This window comes from Streptococcus troglodytae (assembly GCF_002355215.1).
Classification (GTDB): domain Bacteria; phylum Bacillota; class Bacilli; order Lactobacillales; family Streptococcaceae; genus Streptococcus; species Streptococcus troglodytae.
The window spans coordinates 869,916-888,870 of record NZ_AP014612.1 but is presented as its reverse complement, the minus strand read 5'-3'; the positions used below and the strand labels follow the sequence as shown (position 1 = coordinate 888,870).

Genomic DNA, 18,955 nt, shown 5'->3' with positions numbered 1-18,955 from the left:
TTGGTGCTTTGATGCTATTAATGTTATCCATCATAAAAAATTAATCTAATGTAAATTTATTTTTGACCGTTATTCAAAAATTCCGCCTTAATGTCAGTTGACATTTAAAAACGTTTTGCATTTGCTTGCTCATAAAAAGAAGGAGAGAAGCATGTTTTTCATGGTTCTCTCCTTTTTGTTTCACTATCTAGTCACTCTTTTGGCAGCTAACTTTCCGTTGCTAGTTTCCATGAAAGAGCTTCTTTTTTTGTTGTGATAAAGTCACGATAGAGGCCTGCTTGTTGGGCCAATTCATCATGCTTGCCTTGTTGGACAATCTGCCCTTTGTCAAGGACAACAATTTGATCTGCATTTTCAACAGTTTTCAGACGGTGGGCAATCATGATAATGGTTTTACCTTGAGTCAATTCATCAATAGCTGTCATGAGTTCTGCTTCATTTTCAGGATCTATATTGGCCGTAGCTTCATCAAGAATAATGATTGGTGCATCTTTCATCATGGCACGCGCAATGGAAATTCTCTGTTTTTCACCTCCAGACAGACTGGCTCCTGCTTCACCAACAACAGTTTCATAGCCATTTGGCAAGTTCATAATAAAATCATGACATCTAGCTTTTTTGGCAATCGCAACGACGTCTTCATGACTGGCCTCTTGCCGTCCGAATTTGATATTATTTTCAATCGTATCTTCAAAAAGATAGACATTTTGGAAAACAAAACTGAAATTGCGAATCAAACTATCATAACTATAGTCTGTCAGTAGGTGTCCATCCAAACGAATACTGCCGCTGTCAAGGTCCCAAAAACGCGCCATCAGATGACAAAGGGTCGTCTTACCAGAACCTGAAGGGCCGATAATGGCTGTTCGTGTTTTTTCAGGAATAGTCAGGGAAAGGTTTTCGATGATTGGACGTTTTCCATAAGAAAAAGTGACCTGATCGAGTTGCAGAGTGCTGGTTTGTGGTTGGATATCTTGTCCTTTGGTGTTCATTGGTTGCAAATTGAAGACTTCTTGGACCAGTTCCACCGCCAAATCAACAGCCCTTAAGAGGGAAGAAAAACCGCTAACACCATCCAAACTTTCATAAACCATATAAGCACTGATAACCATCATTATACAGATCAGCAAGTCCATGCTGCCTTGTAAATAAAACCAAATAGCTGCCCCGCACATGGCAACTCCTGTTAATTTGGTAATGATGTTTTGAACAGCAATCCAAGGAACAGTGACTAGGGTCATTTTTATATCTGCATCTCTTTTGGCAAAAATGGTTGCTGACAACTTTTTAGACGATTGTTTGGTAATGTTGAAACTTTTTACCTCGGCGATACCTTGAACATATTCTAAAACAACATCCACTAAGTCAGTATCGGCTTTTTGCTTAATAGGAGTTACAGCACTAGCCTGCTTGCGCATTAAGCCATTAGGCAGGAGAAAGACTGCCAAGCCTGCAATTAAAATCAAGCCAATCCGCCAATCATAAAGCAAAACAAAAAGTGTAATAACGGCAGTTGTCAAGAATCCTTGTGTCGTTACCATCACCACTCGTGTGGCAATATTAGATAAACTTTCCAAAGTATTGGTTGTAATGCTGGTAATTTTTCCCAAACTATTTTGATTGAAATAACCCATAGGCAGATAACGAATGTGCTCAGCAATCTCAATGCGCTTTTGCGCACAGGTATGATAGCCAGCTTCAGTTTGCAGCATGGTTATCTTTAAGGTGACAAAGATATTGAGCACAAGAGACAGCAGCAAAATACCTGTTGCCTGCCAAATAACCGTCATTGACAGTTTATTGATAATCAAAGCATTCAAAACAAGGGCTATGGCTGGTATCCGCATGGCTCCTATCATCGCTTTTAGCAGTCCTAAAACAAGGGAAGTATAGAATTTTTTACGATCTTCTTCTGTACAAAAATCAAAAAAACGTTTTAAAATACTAAGCATGAGCCAGACCTCCTATCTTTTCATCTTGGTCTGTATCTCTGACTGATAAATGCGCTTGCCACATCTTTTGATAGAGGTCACTTGAACTTAATAATTCTTCTTGTGTACCTGTTGCCTCTAGATGCCCTTCATTTACCAAAACAATCTGATCCGCATCGGCAATGGTTGAGAGGCGATGGGCAATCACAATCAAGGTCTTATCTTTAACCAACTGTACGATGCTTGATTGCACCAGCGCTTCATTTTCGGGATCTGTATAAGCAGTCGCTTCATCCAAAATAACAACAGGGGCATCCTTTAGCATAGCTCTGGCAATAGCTATTCTTTGGCGTTCACCGCCAGATAGACTGCCACCAGAACTACCAACCTGCGTTGCAAAACCATTTTCCAGATCCATAATAAAATCATAACAACCGCAATCTTTAGCAACTTGGTAAACTTCTTCATCACTTGCAGAGGGTTTTCCCAAGCGAATATTCTCCAAAATACTGTCATTAAAAAGAAAATTATCTTGAGAAACATAGGCAATCCATTGACTGTAATCTTCTAACGGAATTTTTCTGATATCCAGCCCACCAAAGGAAATGCTGCCTGATTTAACATCCCAGAAAGAAGCCATTAATTTGGCCAGAGTAGACTTACCAGATCCTGAAGGGCCGACCAAAGCATTAACGGTTCCTGACTTGATGGTCAAAGAAATATCGTGTAGAACCTCTTTGCCTTTTTCATAGGCGAAAGAAACGTTTTTCAAAATAATATCTCTTTCATGTAACTCCTGAGACAATTCTTGTGGACGCTTTAAATCCGGACGTTCTAAAATTTCGGTAATTTCACCAAAAATGGTATGGACTTTTCTGATATCATCCATATAACTCCCCAGCGTTATTAAAGGAGTTAAAAGCCCCATTGATAAAATCAACAGTAAAATGAAATTGTCTTGGGATAAACTACCACTGTAAACAAAGTAAGTGCCAACAGGCAAAAGAATCATAAAGACAGAGGGCATAATAACAGTGACTGCCGCCATATCAAATTGACACTTACGCATCCATTCAATAAAACAATCAGCTCCTTCCTTAGCTGCTGTGACAAATTTTTGATAGGAGAATTTTTCCTTCCCAAATACCTTGATCACTTCAATACCATTGATATATTCAACGGCTGTATCGTTCAAAGCCTTGGTCTTGACCACTGTATTTTCGTAATCACCTTTACTTTTGCGCAGCATATTAGCATAAAATAAAATGCCAATTGGCAGCGTTAAAAGAGACAAAAGGGTCAACCGCCAATCCAACTTCATCATATAGAAAAGGGCAATTAAGGGACCAATTAAAGCTGCTGTAAATTCCGGAATAATGTGAGCTAAAGTTGTTTCAGCAGCATCAACCCGCTCAACGATAATATTTTTGTAGGATCCAGATGATTGTCCAAGAACAGAGCCTAAAGGAATCTTAGCTAATTTCTCTGTTAAACGAAAACGAATATCTGCTAGGACAACAAAAGTAGCCTTGTGAGAAAGGGCGGTTGACAAGGCATGGCAGATGGCATAAACTAGCCAAAAGACTGCCATCCACAGACATGCCTGTAAATAAACTTGCTCATCTTTAAGCCCATTGAGCAAATTACGAATAATCTGTCCAATATAAAAATAAGGCAGAAAACCAAAAATAACCGAAGCAAAGGCCAAAAGCACACTTGCTATGTAATAAAATCTATAGGGGGCAATGAACTCAGAAATCCATGCCATTGTTGATTTTTTCTTCATAGTACCTCCTTTAAAAGCCTAGTAAGCGAGACCAATTAAAGAGTTTAATAATGGTTTGACAAGCCAAAAGCGCTTCTTGATAAGACCATCCCTGCTCCAAAGGCTGGATAATAGCCTTATAATAGGCAGTCATGGTTAAACGAAGCTGGGACTTGTCAAGGACATGAGAAATTTTTCCTTCTTGATGAGCTTGCTCAAGATAATGATAGGTGCTATCGGTCAACTCTTCAATCATTTGCTGCTGAAAAGTTTCAAATGTTGACCCATGAGATTTAAAGAGTAATAAACGCATGCTATCTTCGTGGTCATAGATGAAATGCATGATGTCAGTCAATTCATCTAAAGATTTGTTCCACATTTGTGACAGCCTATTTTCTCTTAACAATTGATAATCATTTTGCAGATACTTTTGTTTCATCATCTCTATTGCTTGCACAGTAGGTTCAAGAAGGGTACCAAACAAAGCTTCTTTCCCTGAATAGCGTTTATAGAGAGCTCCTGTTGTTACACCAGCATTTTTACAAATTCGACGTAAAGAAGCTTCTTGATAGCCATATGTTAGAAATTCTTTCTTGGCACTATTTAAAATTTCCAAATTTAAGGTTTCATCTTTTTTAACCATAGATCATCTCCTTTTTGATAACACTGTTATCATATTGATACCATTATATCAGAAGCTCGGCTTTTTTTAAATACTATTTTAGTTTAAATTCAAAAAATGATAATACAAACAGTCTTAAGAAACTGTTTGTATTACAAAACAAGAAAAGCATTCTTTTTTTCTGTAAAATCATACTGTTTATATCATTTCCAGATCAATCCACTGACTTCAAAGCTTCTAGCATATCGAGATTTTTCAGACGACGATTGACCAGCCAACCCAAAATGAGCAAAATCAGCAGGATAAAGAAAGCAGGAATAAGATAAACCGTACCATCAACTGTTGTGCCAAACATGACACTATCTGAACCAATCATTTCCATAATAAATTGATGCAAATAACGTCCTGCCAGTAAACCGAGAACAATTCCTACTAAAGAAAGAACAATGGTTTCGCGATAGATATAGAGTGTTACTTCTCCATTGTAAAATCCAAGAACCTTAATAGTTGAGAGTTCTCTAATACGTTCTGCAATATTGATATTGGTTAAATTATAAAGAATAACAAGAGCTAAGAGAATGGTATTAATAACTAAGACAGTCATAGCAGCATTTAGCGATGTCACAATGGTCTTGATTGTCTTCATGCGGGCTGTATTTTGCGTGACTGAGGCAACACCAGTCATGGCTAAAAGCTTTGTTGCTGTATCTTTAATATGAGAAACAGAATCCTTCTTTAGATTGATAAAATAAGCATTATTGTCTGGCTTTTCAGCAAAAACCTTTTGATAAGCAGACTTGGTCATGAAGAGATAATGGCCAGCATTCATCTTAACCACTGCCGCTACTTTGACTTGCCGTTTCTCACCCTTGTTATCTTTGAGTCTAAAGCTATCACCTGCTTTAACATTGTAAAAATGAGCTAATTTTTCAGAAATTAGGACACCTTCTTTCGGCAAAGTCAACGAATGACCAGAATCAACATTCTTTAAATGGACAAAATTCGTAAAGTCTTTTTTATCTGATGCCATAATGGCAATAGACTGGCGATCCTTAATACGTGGGATTTCTTCCATGATATGGGTATAATAAAGGCTTTGGTAGCTAGAGACCTCTTTTGATTTCAAAAAATCTGCCAAGTCCTGATCATTCTCAGTCCCATCCTTCTTGCTTACTACTAGATGATAAGGTGTTAACTGCGTAAATTGTTCCTTAATAACTGTTCCTAAGGAAGACTGTATGCCAAGTCCTGAAAAGAGCAGAGCAACGGAACCTGCAACACCAAAGATGGTCATCAGCATCCGCTGTTTATAGCGAAAGATATTCCGTATCGTCACCTTATGAGTAAAACTCAAATGGTTCCAAATAAAACTCAAGCGCTCTAGAAAAATCTTTGCCCCTCTCATCGGTGGCTTGGGGAGCAATAACTGAGCGGGTTTTTCACTCAATTCTCGTCTGGCAATTAAATAAGCTGGTAAGACAGCGCTGATAAGACTTAAGAGAATAGCAAGGAGACTATAAGACCAATAAAAAGCAAGATGAGGACTGCCAAGTGTCATTTTACCTGTAAAAATCTGAGCAACGATTCTTGCCAAAAGATAATGGCCTCCGAGAATACCTAGAGTTGTCCCTAGCAGACTAGCCACAAAACCGTAAACGAGAAATTTTCGAATCACATCTTGATTTGAATAGCCTAAAGCTTTGAAAACACCTGAATTGGTTCTTTCTTCATCCACAAAACGTGTCATGGTCGTAAAGGTAACCAAAGCCGCAACAGCGTATAAGACGACAGGGAAGATATTGCCAAGATTTCCCATACTATTGGCATTAGAATTGTAAACCGTATAGCCTTCACCACCTAACATGGTGGAGCGTGTATAAGTACTGTAAGTAGGCTCCACTATAGCATCAATTTTAGTCTGAGTATTTTGAATTTGCTTTTCTTTCTGAGCAACTTGCTGACTTGCCTCTTGAAGAGATGCTTGTGCCCGCTCTTGTTGATAGGCTGGTAAGGCATTGATGGCTGCTTTCTTTTCTTGCAGTTGCTCTTTAGCTGCTGATAAGGCTTGCTTACTTTGATTAACTTTTGCCTGTGGTGCTTTCTTTAACTCTATTAAGCGTTTCTTGCCATTATCTTCTAACAACTTATCTAAGTCATCTTGATAATGACTAACTTTTGAGCTGTAATCATCAGAAAAAGGATTCCTATTCTTTAGGGTATTGTAACGAATGCGCGCTAAGGTATTGGTCTTGTTAGCAAAGGCTGATGGGGTGACCAGAGCATAGCTTGATAGCGTCCCATCACCTGCTGTTGATGAGCCTAAGTTTAAAGTGGACCATATTTCCGATGAATTGATAAAGCCAACCACTTTGAATTTTCTTCTCTTTAAAAGAGATTTCTCAGAAGATTGAAAAGTCAAAGTATCTCCTATTTTATAGTCTTTTTTCAAGGTTGAAATTAAGGCGATTTCATCAGCCTTTTTAGGTAAATGTCCTGACTTCACATGATAAGTTGAAAGGGTTTGAGTCTTAGAAAAGACACGCATGGCGTCATCTTTTCCTGCGAGTGTCATATCTGTTACTTGGCCAAAGTCTATTTGGGCATTTTTGATGTTATTCAGTTCTGTCTGATCGGCTTTACTAAAACCAGAGCTAGCTGTGACAAACAAATCTGCCGTTCGGTGGGTTTGCAGGTAATTTCTTGCCAAAGTTTGCATATTGGGTTTCGTTGCCTTCAAACCAATAAAGGTAAAGGAACCTAAAAACATCAACAGCATGATGGAAATAAAGCGTCCCTTAGATTGCAGCAAAGCTGCATAAATTGTTTTCCAATAGATTCTCTTTTTCATAAGGAAGACACCTCCTTAATATTCCAGAGTTCTAATATCTTGAGGCTGATCATTGATTTTCACATCTTTTACCTTAGCGTCGTGCAGATAAATAACTCTATTAGCTAGTGGTGCTAAGGCAGAATTATGGGTTACAATAACAACAGTTGAGTCCTTCTGGCGAGACATATCTTGTAAGAGTTTAAGAATTTGTTTTCCTGTCTGATAATCCAGAGCACCTGTCGGTTCATCACATAAAAGTAATTTAGGATTTTTAGCAAGGGCACGCGCAATGGATACTCGTTGCTGTTCACCGCCAGATAATTGTGCCGGAAAGTTATTTAAACGCTCTCCCAAACCTACTTCTCTTAAGCTTTCTTCTGCATTTTTAGCATGACTAACGATTTCCGAAGCCAACTCAACATTTTCCTTAGCAGTTAAATTAGGTACCAAATTATAAAACTGGAAGACAAAGCCAACATCGTTGCGGCGATAAGCGGTCATCTGCTTTTGATTATAGTCTGCAATATTGACACCATCAATCACGACTTGACCTTCATCATTATTATCCATTCCACCCAAAATATTTAAAACCGTTGATTTTCCAGCACCTGATGCACCTAAAATGATAACAAGTTCCCCCTTTTCAATTTCAAAACTAATATCATCATTGGCAATGATTTGGGTTTCACCCATCTGATAACGTTTATAAGAATGTTTCATTTCAATATAAGCCATAAGAAAATCTCCTTATCTAGACATATGTTGATTTAACTTTTGTTTTAGTATATAATGATTGCAAGTTAAAAACAAGCATCATTATATAGACAAATGTCTATTTAAGGAGAAAATATGATTCAAAAACGCCAGACACAAAGCAAAGCCAAATTAAAAGCAGCTATTACAGAGCTGCTGCTGGAAAATTCAGATTTTAATAGCATTACTATTCGAAAAATCACTGAAAAGGCGCAAGTCAATCGAAGTACTTTTTACCTTCATTACCAAGATAAGTATGACCTCGTTGATAAATTGGCTCATGAAGTAACAAGGGATTTTAAAGAGTATTTAATGCTTAATTCGGCAAATGGAGGACTTCGGGAAAATCTTATTCAAGCTCTAACTTATCTGCAAAGTCAACAGAAATTCATGTATGCCTTATCTCGAATTATTCAGATTAACTTTTCTCAGAGAACACGGTATTTTATTAAAGAGCTGATAACCGAAAATCCTAGTTTCTTTTATGATTCTATTAATTCTGGTCTAGGATTATCAAAAGAATATATGCTTGTCACTTATGCTGCTAGCATTGAGAGCCTTTACATACACTGGATTAGCACTGGTGCCCAAGAATCCCCTCAAGAACTTGCGGATATGTTCTTAGTCATCCGAGGTTTTTATCAAAAAACTTGAAAAGTTTAGTTATTATCACTCACTCAACAAGCAGCTGTCTATTTTCACCTGATAACAAAGAAACATCAGAGTCAAATAAGGCCCATCCCGCCTACTAAAGAGAGGGGAATTTAGTTACTTCAATTTTTTCAGGTAATATTTAAGAGAGTCCTCATCAAGACCACCAGCGATTTTTCTTGACAGGTTGCCATCACTATTGATAAAAATATGGGTTGGAACAGAACGAATACCATATGCCTGTACAAAATTATCCTGATAATCATAGAGAATCGGATAAGTAATGCCTTTATCTTTAGCTGTAGATAAGATAGTGTTCTTATCCTTGTCAATCGGATCACTGTTTTTATATTTGGAATCATTTGGCGATGTTACAGACAAGAAGACAAAATCTTTTTTATGTTTATAAGTCTGATAGATTTTTTCTAAATCTGGAATTTCTCTCATACAAGGTTCGCACCAAGTTGCCCAAACATTGATATAAACTTTTTTCCCCTTATAGTCGGACAGACTGACTGTTTTGCCTTTTTTATTTTTTAATTTGAATACAGGTGCTGGATTTTTAGCCGTTTGAACTATTTTTGGAAATGTCTTGCCTTGTGCTAAAGACGTTGTCTCATTTGTTAATCCAATTCCTAATAAGGTAACACCGAGAGCTAATGGTAAAATAATCTTTTTCATAACTATCTCCTTTTTAATTAAATAAGTGTGCTATTTTAGCAAATGATCCTGTTAAGATAGAAATCCCAATGAGAATAAGAAGAATTCCTGAAAATAATTTGGTGTATTTTAAAAATCGTTTTTGTTTCTTAAAGATGATCATTACCCTCTGCGAGAAAAGCGCAATCAAAACAAAGGGAATAACAAATCCTAAACAGTAAATCAAAATGAGTAAAACACTGTAGATGCCTTGATGGGTGCTAGCATATAAGAAGACACTGGCTAAAATCGGACCAATACAAGGTGTCCAAGAAAACTAAAGTAAACCCCATTAAAAAAGCAATGAGAGGGGTTACTTTTTGCCCTGCTTGATAGACTTTATTCTTAGCTGAATATTCCCTATTAAAAAAGCGAGATTTAATGAGGCCTACCTGTACTAGTCCCATAATAAGAATCAAGATTCCGCCCAAATTTTGAAGAAATTGAATATGACTTTGAAAAAATTGACTAATAAAACTGCTAGCAAAAGCCAGAATGAAAAAGGTCGCTGCTATGCCAGAAATAAATAAGAATGTATTGGTAAAGACTTTTCGTCTATCCCAAATCATTTCTCCAGATTGCTTCTCTTCTCCTTGACCAGCCAAGATGCCAATATAAACTGGCAGAATAGACAAAACACAAGGAGAGAAAAATGATAGAAGGCCTTCAATAAACAGTGTCAAAATAGTAATATGCTGAAAATTCATATGCTCTCCTACCTGTTTCTGTAAATGCAATAGAATTAAAATAAGGATTAAACAAAATCACTTCCCTTTAATCACCATTACAAGCTGTTATTCTTACTTTTTCATTATAGCAAAAATACCCTTTTAAACTTTAAAAAGATTTTAAAGGCAGATTACAGTTTAAAGCAACAGCAGAATCTTTTTAAACAAATTGACATCATTTTATTTCTATATCCAATACAATACAAATTGCTATCGGTTCCTTTTTGCTCTGTTATCATATAAACAAAAGCATAATTTCATACAAAAGAGTGGAGCGCCCATCCAAAAACTGTCAGCTCGCCCACTCTCTTTTTTCTAATTTCGCGCAATATAAGCTATAGCTCTAACAGGAGAACCTGTTGCTTTTTCCCAATGAGGATAAGAAATCGAAATGAAACTACCAGTAGCAGGCAGGAGATTAAGATTGTTTAAAACTTCCAATTGATAAATTCCCTGATCCAGCAGATAATATTCCTCAACTAATTTTCCATTTTCAGCAGCTGCTTGGCCGCTGTCTGTATCAAACGTTTCGTGTCCTACTGCTTTTACATGACGTTCATGAATGAGAAATTCCAAGGCTTCATGACTCCATCCAGGTGTCTGCTGAGCACCTGCAGCATCAAGATTTCTAAATTCATCTTGACTAGGCCAGCGTTTTGACCAATCACTGCGAAAAGCAACAAAAGCCCCTTCTTCAATTTGACCAAACTCTTCCTCAAAGGTAAGAATATCAGCCTTGTTCAATTCATAGTTGGGATTATCAGCAACAGCCCGTGACTTATCTATGACATACATCGGTAAAAGAAGATCTTCCAAAGGAAGTTCATCTAACCAAGCACCGTCTTCAACAAAATGAATAGGAGCATCAATATGCGTGCCATATTGCCCAACAACCGTAAATTGCTGGATATGAAAACCATCTTTTAAGGTAAAGAGATCTTTTTTCTCTAAAGCAGGCAACAAAGGAAAATGAGGGCTATTTTCATTTATTTGATGGGTTAAATCAATAATTTGGGCAGATTTAAAAGCAAGATAGGCTTCTTGAAGTGTTGTCATTGGTTCCCCCCTTATATTTTTTCAAGTGCTAGGCGCAAATCTTCGATTAAGTCATCAGCATTTTCCAAGCCAATAGAAACACGGATTTGTTCAGGTTCAATACCGCAAGCTCGTAGATCTTCTTCAGTCATTTGACCATGAGTGGTTGTTGCCGGATGAACAACTAGTGATTTGGCATCAGCAACATTTGCCAGATCAGAGAAGATTTCAAGACTGTCAATGACCTTGCGGGCGGCTTGCGCACCGCCTGCAACATTAAAAGTAAAGATAGAACTAGCTCCTTTTGGCAAGTATTTTTGAGCCAAGTCATAATAAGGACTTGATGGCAAACTAGCATAATTAACTTTTGTGACTTTAGGATGATTTTCTAGATAGTATGCAATTTTCTTAGCATTTTCCACATGACGCTCCACACGCAATGATAAGGTTTCTAGACCTTGCAACAAAAGAAAGGCATTGAAAGGTGAAAGGCAGGCACCTGTATCACGCAGCAGTTGCGTACGCACCGCAGTCACAAAGGCTGCTTTGCCAATATCACGTGTATAACTAATGTCATGATAGGAAGGATCTGGTTCTACAAATTGTGGGAATTTCCCTGACTTCTCCCAATCAAAGTTTCCAGAATCAACAATGACACCACCAATAGATGTCCCATGTCCACCAATAAATTTAGTGGCAGAATGAACAGCAATATCAACACCGTAAGAAAAGACATTAAGCAAATAAGGGGTACCGAAGGTATTGTCAATAACCAAAGGAATAGCATGCCGATGGGCAATCTCAGCTAGTTTTTTAAGGTCCGCGACATTTCCAAGGGGATTCCCTAATGTTTCAGCGATGATAAACTTAGTCTTGTCTGTAATAGCCGCTTCAATTTCAGCGAAATTAGCAACATCAACAAAACTTGTAGTAATGCCATAGCGAGGTAAAGTCTCCTTAAGAAGATTAAAAGTACCACCGTAAACTGTCGTTGCTGACACAATATGATCGCCTGCATGAGCAAGAGCCAAGGCAATATAAGTTACTGCTGCCATACCAGAAGCTGTTGCCAGTGCACCGACACCACCTTCAAGAGCAGCCATCCGTTCTTCAAAAACGGCTGTAGTCGGATTAGTGATCCGCGTATAAATATTGCCAGGTGTCCGAAGGGCAAAAGAATCTTCAGCATCTTGTGCATCATTAAATACATAGGAAGTCGTCTGATAGATTGGTACTGCACGCGATTTTGTTGTAGGTTCAACACTTTGTCCCGCATGTAATTGTAACGTTTCAAAAGAAAATTCTCGAGTCATGGAAGCTCTCCTTTTATCATTAATTAGCTCCATTCTACTCCATTATTTGGCAAATGACTATTTCCTATTACTTATCCTGACCTATAGTTATAAACTATAACAATAAAACGATGAAACTTTTCCTTATCAGCTTTGCGGAGGCAGGATAAAAAATCTTTCACCTTATATCCGAGCCAGTACAAAAAAACTGCCAATAACCAGAAAGCTGCCAATAACCAGCGTTGTGTCTCATTTTTTATTCTTGCCACCCAAGAAAGCTATCAAAAAATTATGAATACAAGCCCTCAGCTTAAACACAATAAAAGAATAGATTAGATAGCCCTGATCAATAAACAATCATAGCTGTCTACCCTATTCTCTTTTTACATCTCTTTTTTCTCAAGCGGTGCTACACTAGCCAAGACTTTTTTTAAGCCAATTTCTGGGAATTTAATTTTTAGTTCCTGAGCACTTCCGCTACCCGAAACGTCTAAGACAGTGCCATCTCCCCATTTCTTATGATGAGCAGTATCGCCAATTTGCCAATCAATGTGTTCTTTCTGATCATCCTTGCTATTTAAAAATGGAGCCTTCTTAGGCTGTGAGGCAGCTTTTCTAGCCTGTAAAGCCTGAGCCAGACTCATTCCTTGACCAAATTTCGTTTCATTGCTATCTTGATAACTAACCTTAAAGGAAGCTCTGGCTGGACGTGCCAATCCCTGATGCGCTAGCAAATCTTCCGAAATTTCCTGAATAAAGCGACTCTCACGATTATAGCTCGTACGGCCATAAAGTGTGCGAGAATTAGCGTTGGTGATAAAAAGCATTTGTTCTGCTCGCGTGATTCCAACATAAGCCAGACGGCGCTCTTCTTCCAGTTCGCTTTCTTCTTCCATAGAACGCGACAAAGGAAATACACCTTCTTCAAGGCCAATAAGAAAAACTACTGGAAATTCCAGTCCCTTAGCAGCATGCAGCGTCATCAGGGTAACCTCAGCTGACTCACTTTCAGCATCATCTGTATCAGCAATTAAGGCCAAATCATTAAGAAAGCGACTTAGCCTTTCAAGACCTGTTTCGTTTTCGGGAATATCATCAGTCGTATCGTCAAAATTTTTAGTAACAGAAAGAAACTCTTCTATATTTTCAATCCGAGTCTGACTTTCCAGAGTCTTTTGAATCTCTAAAACCTCAAGATAACCAGATCTGTCTAGAACTGCTTCAACAACTTCTGTAATACTGTAATGATCCAGTTTAGAACGCAAGTCCATTATCATATTAGCCAGCTCATAAACTGCTTGTACAGCCTTCCCCTTGATGGAGGAGAGCATGATGTTTTCTGAAGCTTCTAACAGACTCATGCCCTGCAGATTGGCAAAGTTACGCATTTTTTCCAGAGTTCCCGGTCCAACACCTCGCTTGGGTTCATTGACAATACGTTCAAAGGAAATATTGTCGGCAGTGTTAGCAATCACATTCAAATAAGCAATAACATCACGAATTTCCTTGCGGCTGTAAAACTTAGTCCCGCCAACCATAGTGTAGGGAATATTGGACTTAAGCAGAGCCTCTTCAATGGTACGTGACTGCGCATTGGTACGGTAAAGGACTGCGAAATCCTTAAAATTTTTCCCCATTTCACGAACAATATTATCAATGGTTGAGGCAACAAAAACAGCCTCATCGCGTTCATTATCTGCCCGATAATAAACGATCTGCTCTCCATCATCATTTTGTGTCCATAGTTTTTTGTCACGGCGATTGCGATTATTTTTAATAACATCATTGGCTGCTTGCAGAATTTTCTTGGTAGAACGATAATTCTCCTCCAAGAGCACTACCTTAGCCTCAGGATAATCCTTCTCAAAATCAAGGATATTCTGCATATCAGCACCACGCCAACCATAAATAGACTGATCAGCATCCCCAACCACACAGATATTTTTAAAACGTGAAGCCAAAAGCTTAACCAGCTGATACTGGGCATGATTGGTATCTTGGTACTCGTCCACATGAATGTATTGATAACGCTGCTGGTAATAAGCCAAAACATCAGGATTCTTATCAAAAAGACGCAAGGTTAGCATAATGAGGTCATCAAAGTCCATAGCTTCCGATTGACGCAGTTCACTTTGGTAGGCCTTATAGCATTTAGCAACAAGCTGCGTATACAGATCCCCCGCCCTATTTTCATAAGCGATTTCATCAAGTAAATCATTTTTAGCATTGGAAATGGTAGCTAAGACAGCGCGCTCATTCCATTTTTTAGAATCGATATTAAAATTCTTAAAAATACGCTTCATAAGCGTGCGTTGTTCGCCGGGATCAACAATGGTAAAGTTACGATTATAACCGATATGATCTGCATCACGGCGTAAAATTCGTACACACATAGAATGAAAAGTCGCGATTAAAGTCTCCTGTGTCGCAGCATTGAGAGCAAAAGCACGCTCTTTCATTTCACGCGCAGCTTTATTGGTAAAGGTAATGGCTAAAATATTCCAAGGATTGACAAACTTCTCATCAATTAAATAAGCAATACGATGGGTTAAAACACGTGTCTTACCCGACCCTGCACCTGCCATAATCAAAAGCGGACCTTCCGTTGTTTTCACAGCTTGTGCTTGTTTTTCATTCATTCCATGTAATAAAGGGTTCATCTTCTTCTCCAAACTATCAATCTAACTTTCAAATTATATCATTTTTTAGACCTCAAAAAAGTTAAATTCTTTTCTTGAAATTTTCAGAAAAGATTGACAGTTTTATTAAAATTCTATACAATAAAAGCATAAAATAATAAAACCGAGTGACATTATTAGGATAACTGATAATTGACGGACTTCTGGAGAGACCTACTAGGCGCCGAAGGGGCAAGGCTGTTTGCTCAAACTCTCAGGCAAAAGGACAGAAAAGAAAAAGAATCTTGAATGTTGAAGCAATTCTTATCTTCTAACTCTAGAGGTATCGTCAAGTATTGACAGCCTCTTTTTTTGTTTCCATTTCGGTTTATGAGGAGAAAAGTAAGTTTATATGTTAGCATTTTTTAAGGCTCTAGACAGCCTTGTCTGGGGTGTTCCCCTACTAGTTCTTTTAGTTGGCACTGGAATTTATTTGAGTACTCGCTTAAGATTATTGCAGGTGTTGAAGCTCCCTTTAGCCTTTAAACTCATCTTTGCCGAGGACAAAGGAGAAGGTGATATTTCGAGTTTTGCGGCTTTAGCTACTGCTCTTGCTGCCACCGTTGGAACCGGAAATATCGTCGGTGTTGCCACTGCAATCAAAGCTGGTGGACCAGGGGCACTCTTTTGGATGTGGATAGCAGCTTTTTTTGGTATGGCAACTAAATATGCCGAAGGTCTTTTGGCTATAAAATACCGGACTAAGGATGCTAACGGAGAAGTATCTGGTGGACCCATGTACTATATCATGAACGGTATGGGGAAAAAATGGAGACCCTTAGCCGTCTTCTTTGCATTGGCAGGTATCTTAGTGGCATTTTTAGGAATCGGCACCTTTTCTCAGGTCAATTCAATTACTGCTTCCCTGAAAAATAGTTTTAATTGGTCACCGCAGATTGTCAGCATCTTAATTGCCATTGTTGTTGCTGTTATTATTTTCGGTGGTATTCAATCCATCTCAAAAGTTTCTGAGAAATTGGTTCCTTTCATGGCTGCGGCTTATATCATCGCAACCTTAATCGTCATTTTCATGCACTACAATCATATCATTCCTGCCATTAAACAAGTCTTCTCTGGAGCTTTCACAGGGACAGCTGCAGTTGGTGGTTTTGCTGGTGCTGTTGTGAAAGAAGCCATTCAAAATGGTATTGCTCGCGGTGTCTTCTCCAATGAATCTGGTCTAGGTTCTGCTCCAATCGCTGCTGCAGCTGCTAAAACGCATGAACCTGCTGAACAGGGCCTCATTTCAATGACAGGTACCTTTATTGATACTCTTGTCATTTGTACTTTAACTGGTCTTTCTATCTTGGTTACTGGAAAATGGACTGTCAAAGGACTTGAAGGTGCTCCACTGACACAATCAGCCTTTGCAACTGTCTTTGGCAATATTGGTGTTCTAGTGTTGACTTTGTGTTTGGTTCTGTTTGCTTTTACAACTATCTTAGGCTGGTCTTATTATGGTGAGCGTTGTTTTGAATTTTTATTTGGGGTTAAACACATCAGTATTTATCGCTCTATTTTCATTGTCATGGTCGCCTTAGGCGGTTTCTTAGAATTAGATCTTATCTGGACAATTGCCGATATCGTTAATGGACTAATGGCTATACCAAATCTTATTGCCTTATTAGCCTTATCACCAATTATTATTGCAGAAACAAGAAACTATTTTAAACGTAAAAAATAAAAGCTTCATTAAAACTAAAACAAGGTTAGAATAATCCCAACCTTGTTTTTCTATTTTCAAATTTTCTCTCTTCTTTTGTAATTCAGCAAAACATGCTATAATAAGCCTATTATATTGACCAAGGAGTTTTGTATGTCAACACCCGCTGATAACCTTAAACTTGCTCGGCGTGGTCCAACAATCGCTATTTCTGTTTATTTGACTTTGGCACTTGCTAAACTGATTTCAGGGCATTTATTGCATTCTGCTTCACTAACAGCCGATGGCTTTAACAATGTTTCTGATATTGTGGCCAATGTCACCATTTTAATTGGACTTTATCTGGCCAGCAAGCCTGCTGATAAGGATCATAAATTTGGCCATTGGAAAATTGAAGACCTAGCCAGTTTAATCACTTCATTTATCATGTTTACTGTCGGTTTTCAGGTTCTGCTGGAAACGATTAACGGCATTATTCACAACAGTCGTGCCCAGATTGATCCTTATGGCGCTCTGGTTGGAATAATCTCTGCTGTTGTTATGTTTATTCTCTACCTCTACAATAAGCAGTTGTCAAAAAGGTTAAAATCAGGCGCCCTGATGGCTGCAGCAAAAGACAATCTCTCTGATGGCCTGACTTCTCTAGGAACATCTATCGCCATACTTGCCAGTACCTTTAATCTCTTAATCCTTGATAAAATAACTGCGATTATCATTACCTTTCTTATTTTGAAAACAGCTTATGACATCTTTATGACCAGCGCTTTTAGTCTCTCTGATGGCTTTGATGATAAGCAGCTGCAAGAATACGAAAAAGCTATTTTAGAGATCCCTAAAATTTCTGCCGTAAAATCTCAACGCGGACGGACTTATGGCAGCAATGTTTATTTAGATTTGGTTTTAGAAATGAACCCTGATTTATCTGTCTATGAAAGTCATGCTATTACAGAAAGAGTCGAAAAACTCTTACATGAGCAGTTTAATGTTTATGACATTGATATCCATGTCGAGCCAGCAGCTATCCCAGAAGATGAAGTTTTTGAAAATGTCTATCATAAACTTTATAAATATGAGAAAATCATTTTAACTAAGACTTCAGACTATGAACAACTCCTAACAGATACTTTTATCTTAATTGATGAGAAAGGACATGTTAATACAAAAGCAGCATTCCTAAAAAGTCGCTCAAGTGAAACAAAACATTTTAACTCTTTTAAGATGCTTTCCATCAGCCAGAAGACCAAACTCATTACTTACGAATTAGACAGCTATCGACATACCAGTCTTTGGCGCCGGCATGAGAAATGGCAAATGATTTACCATCAAGTCTCCCCTATTCTTTAATATAATATAGTAAATAATTAAAAAACTAAGATAATCAAAAACGAATGACTTTAGATAAGCCGATAAGCTTTATCTGAAATCATTCGTTTTTTAACTCTCTTTAAGAAAGAGTGATTGTGCTTACTTCTTAACCGCATTTGAAGCAACATCTTGACCAAACCATTTTTGGGAGATTGCTTGGAATTTACCATTTTTATAAAGCTTTTTGAAAGCTTGGTTGACTTTCTTCTTCAAGGTTTTATCAGATTTGCGCACTCCAACAGAAAAATCTTCACTGGCATATTTTCCTTTGATAATATTATAATTATCACGTTCCTTTTCCTGCTTAAGATAATAATCAGCATAAACTCGATCGATCAAAAGGCCATTAATACGATCATTCTTTAAGTCAATGAAGGCTTGGGTAAAGGTTTCATATTGGCTGGCATCATTATCTTTAACAATATCTTTTAAAATTTTAGGATTAGCTGTGAAAGCATCATAGCCAGATGAACCTGATTGAGCACCTAACGCCTTACCCTTCATATCAGCAAAGCTCGTAATACCAGACGACTTCTTAGTGACAAGTACTTGGTCATTTTTCATATAAGGCTTGGTAAAGGATACCTTGCGGGCACGTTCCCTAGTTTTGGAATAACCATTCCAAATCAAATCAATTTTGCCATTTTTCAGCTCTGTTTCTTTCAAATCCCAATTGATTGGCTGCCATTTCACCTTGATACCGTATTCATTAAAGACAGCATTTGCTAAGTCAATGTCAAATCCAACATTTTTCCCATTCTTATCTTTAAACCCCATGGGAACAAAGGTATTATCAAAACCAATAGTAATAGACTTTTTCGACTCAAATTTTTTCCAATTATCTTGAGAATCAGCTCCTTTTTTACCACATGCTGTCAAAGTTACTACTGCTAGAAAAGTAAGGAGAGCTGCTACTGCTTTTTTGATTGTCATCTTAACACCT

13 protein-coding genes, 1 pseudogene and 1 riboswitch are annotated in these 18,955 nt (G+C 37.9%); of the genes and pseudogenes, 3 read left to right on the top strand and 11 right to left on the bottom strand.

Features of this window, described 5'->3' with window-relative positions:
* Positions 1-206: 206 nt before the first annotated feature.
* The 5 genes from SRT_RS04510 to SRT_RS04490 all read right to left on the bottom strand — a co-directional run bounded on the left by SRT_RS04510 (position 207) and on the right by SRT_RS04490 (position 7,883).
* On the bottom strand, positions 207-1,952 hold the full coding sequence (locus SRT_RS04510; RefSeq protein WP_128833204.1) for an ABC transporter ATP-binding protein: 1,746 nt from the start codon (positions 1,950-1,952) through the stop codon (positions 207-209).
* The gene (locus tag SRT_RS04505) at positions 1,945-3,717 is read right to left on the bottom strand and encodes an ABC transporter ATP-binding protein (RefSeq protein ID WP_128833203.1); all 1,773 of its coding nucleotides are present in this window, start codon (positions 3,715-3,717) and stop codon (positions 1,945-1,947) included. The genes SRT_RS04510 and SRT_RS04505 overlap by 8 nt, the downstream gene beginning before the upstream one ends.
* A 10-nt stretch (positions 3,718-3,727) precedes the next feature.
* On the bottom strand, positions 3,728-4,339 hold the full coding sequence (locus SRT_RS04500) for a TetR/AcrR family transcriptional regulator (protein ID WP_128833202.1): 612 nt from the start codon (positions 4,337-4,339) through the stop codon (positions 3,728-3,730).
* A gap of 193 nt (positions 4,340-4,532) precedes the next feature.
* Positions 4,533-7,166, bottom strand: a complete 2,634-nt coding sequence (locus tag SRT_RS04495) for an FtsX-like permease family protein (RefSeq protein ID WP_128833201.1) — start codon at positions 7,164-7,166, stop codon at positions 4,533-4,535.
* 15 nt (positions 7,167-7,181) lie between these two features.
* Positions 7,182-7,883, bottom strand: a complete 702-nt coding sequence (locus SRT_RS04490) for an ABC transporter ATP-binding protein (protein WP_128833200.1) — start codon at positions 7,881-7,883, stop codon at positions 7,182-7,184.
* A 114-nt stretch (positions 7,884-7,997) separates the two neighbouring features.
* On the opposite strand from SRT_RS04490, the gene SRT_RS04485 reads away from it, so the two are divergent.
* Positions 7,998-8,555, top strand: coding sequence for a TetR/AcrR family transcriptional regulator (locus SRT_RS04485; protein ID WP_128833199.1), 558 nt, complete (start codon positions 7,998-8,000; stop codon positions 8,553-8,555).
* A 114-nt stretch (positions 8,556-8,669) separates the two neighbouring features.
* Here the strand turns inward: SRT_RS04485 and SRT_RS04480 are convergent, their stop codons facing one another.
* The 5 genes and pseudogenes from SRT_RS04480 to pcrA form a co-directional block, all read right to left on the bottom strand.
* Entirely contained in the window at positions 8,670-9,233 is a 564-nt protein-coding gene (locus SRT_RS04480; protein WP_128833198.1) for a TlpA family protein disulfide reductase, read from the bottom strand.
* 13 nt (positions 9,234-9,246) lie between these two features.
* Positions 9,247-9,958 (bottom strand): annotated as a pseudogene (locus SRT_RS04475) (cytochrome c biogenesis CcdA family protein).
* Positions 9,959-10,294: 336 nt separating this feature from the next.
* Complete coding sequence (locus SRT_RS04470; protein ID WP_128833197.1) at positions 10,295-11,035, bottom strand: cyclase family protein; 741 nt, start codon at positions 11,033-11,035, stop codon at positions 10,295-10,297.
* 11 nt (positions 11,036-11,046) lie between these two features.
* On the bottom strand, positions 11,047-12,327 hold the full coding sequence (locus SRT_RS04465; protein WP_161940026.1) for an O-acetylhomoserine aminocarboxypropyltransferase/cysteine synthase family protein: 1,281 nt from the start codon (positions 12,325-12,327) through the stop codon (positions 11,047-11,049).
* Between the two features lie 362 nt (positions 12,328-12,689).
* Positions 12,690-14,966 (bottom strand): DNA helicase PcrA, encoded by a 2,277-nt coding sequence (gene pcrA, locus SRT_RS04460; protein ID WP_128833195.1) that lies wholly within the window; start codon positions 14,964-14,966, stop codon positions 12,690-12,692.
* Between the two features lie 172 nt (positions 14,967-15,138).
* A riboswitch (glycine riboswitch) is annotated at positions 15,139-15,224 on the top strand.
* A gap of 112 nt (positions 15,225-15,336) precedes the next feature.
* On the opposite strand from pcrA, the gene SRT_RS04455 reads away from it, so the two are divergent.
* A complete protein-coding gene (locus SRT_RS04455) occupies positions 15,337-16,668 on the top strand; it encodes an alanine/glycine:cation symporter family protein (RefSeq protein ID WP_128833194.1) in 1,332 nt (443 codons plus the stop codon).
* A 132-nt stretch (positions 16,669-16,800) separates the two neighbouring features.
* Positions 16,801-17,991 carry a cation diffusion facilitator family transporter gene (locus SRT_RS04450; protein ID WP_128833193.1) on the top strand — a complete coding sequence of 397 codons (1,191 nt, stop codon included), beginning with the start codon at positions 16,801-16,803 and terminating at the stop codon, positions 17,989-17,991.
* A 120-nt stretch (positions 17,992-18,111) separates the two neighbouring features.
* On the opposite strand, the gene SRT_RS04445 is transcribed toward SRT_RS04450, so the two are convergent.
* Positions 18,112-18,945: an amino acid ABC transporter substrate-binding protein gene (locus SRT_RS04445; RefSeq protein WP_128833192.1), complete on the bottom strand. Its 834-nt coding sequence runs from the start codon at positions 18,943-18,945 to the stop codon at positions 18,112-18,114.
* Positions 18,946-18,955: the final 10 nt, after the last annotated feature.

Bases quoted from the DNA above. Each gene is read 5' to 3' on its own strand.
- SRT_RS04505 (WP_128833203.1), bottom strand. From the start codon at position 3,717: ATGAAGAAAAAATCAACAATGGCATGGATTTCTGAGTTCATTGCCCCC.
- SRT_RS04495 (WP_128833201.1), bottom strand. From the start codon at position 7,166: ATGAAAAAGAGAATCTATTGGAAAACAATTTATGCAGCTTTGCTGCAA.
- SRT_RS04450 (WP_128833193.1), top strand. From the start codon at position 16,801: ATGTCAACACCCGCTGATAACCTTAAACTTGCTCGGCGTGGTCCAACA.
- pcrA (WP_128833195.1), bottom strand. From the start codon at position 14,966: ATGAACCCTTTATTACATGGAATGAATGAAAAACAAGCACAAGCTGTG.
- SRT_RS04455 (WP_128833194.1), top strand. From the start codon at position 15,337: ATGTTAGCATTTTTTAAGGCTCTAGACAGCCTTGTCTGGGGTGTTCCC.
- SRT_RS04490 (WP_128833200.1), bottom strand. From the start codon at position 7,883: ATGGCTTATATTGAAATGAAACATTCTTATAAACGTTATCAGATGGGT.
- SRT_RS04500 (WP_128833202.1), bottom strand. From the start codon at position 4,339: ATGGTTAAAAAAGATGAAACCTTAAATTTGGAAATTTTAAATAGTGCC.
- SRT_RS04465 (WP_161940026.1), bottom strand. From the start codon at position 12,327: ATGACTCGAGAATTTTCTTTTGAAACGTTACAATTACATGCGGGACAA.
- SRT_RS04470 (WP_128833197.1), bottom strand. From the start codon at position 11,035: ATGACAACACTTCAAGAAGCCTATCTTGCTTTTAAATCTGCCCAAATT.
- SRT_RS04485 (WP_128833199.1), top strand. From the start codon at position 7,998: ATGATTCAAAAACGCCAGACACAAAGCAAAGCCAAATTAAAAGCAGCT.
- SRT_RS04510 (WP_128833204.1), bottom strand. From the start codon at position 1,952: ATGCTTAGTATTTTAAAACGTTTTTTTGATTTTTGTACAGAAGAAGAT.
- SRT_RS04480 (WP_128833198.1), bottom strand. From the start codon at position 9,233: ATGAAAAAGATTATTTTACCATTAGCTCTCGGTGTTACCTTATTAGGA.
- SRT_RS04445 (WP_128833192.1), bottom strand. From the start codon at position 18,945: ATGACAATCAAAAAAGCAGTAGCAGCTCTCCTTACTTTTCTAGCAGTA.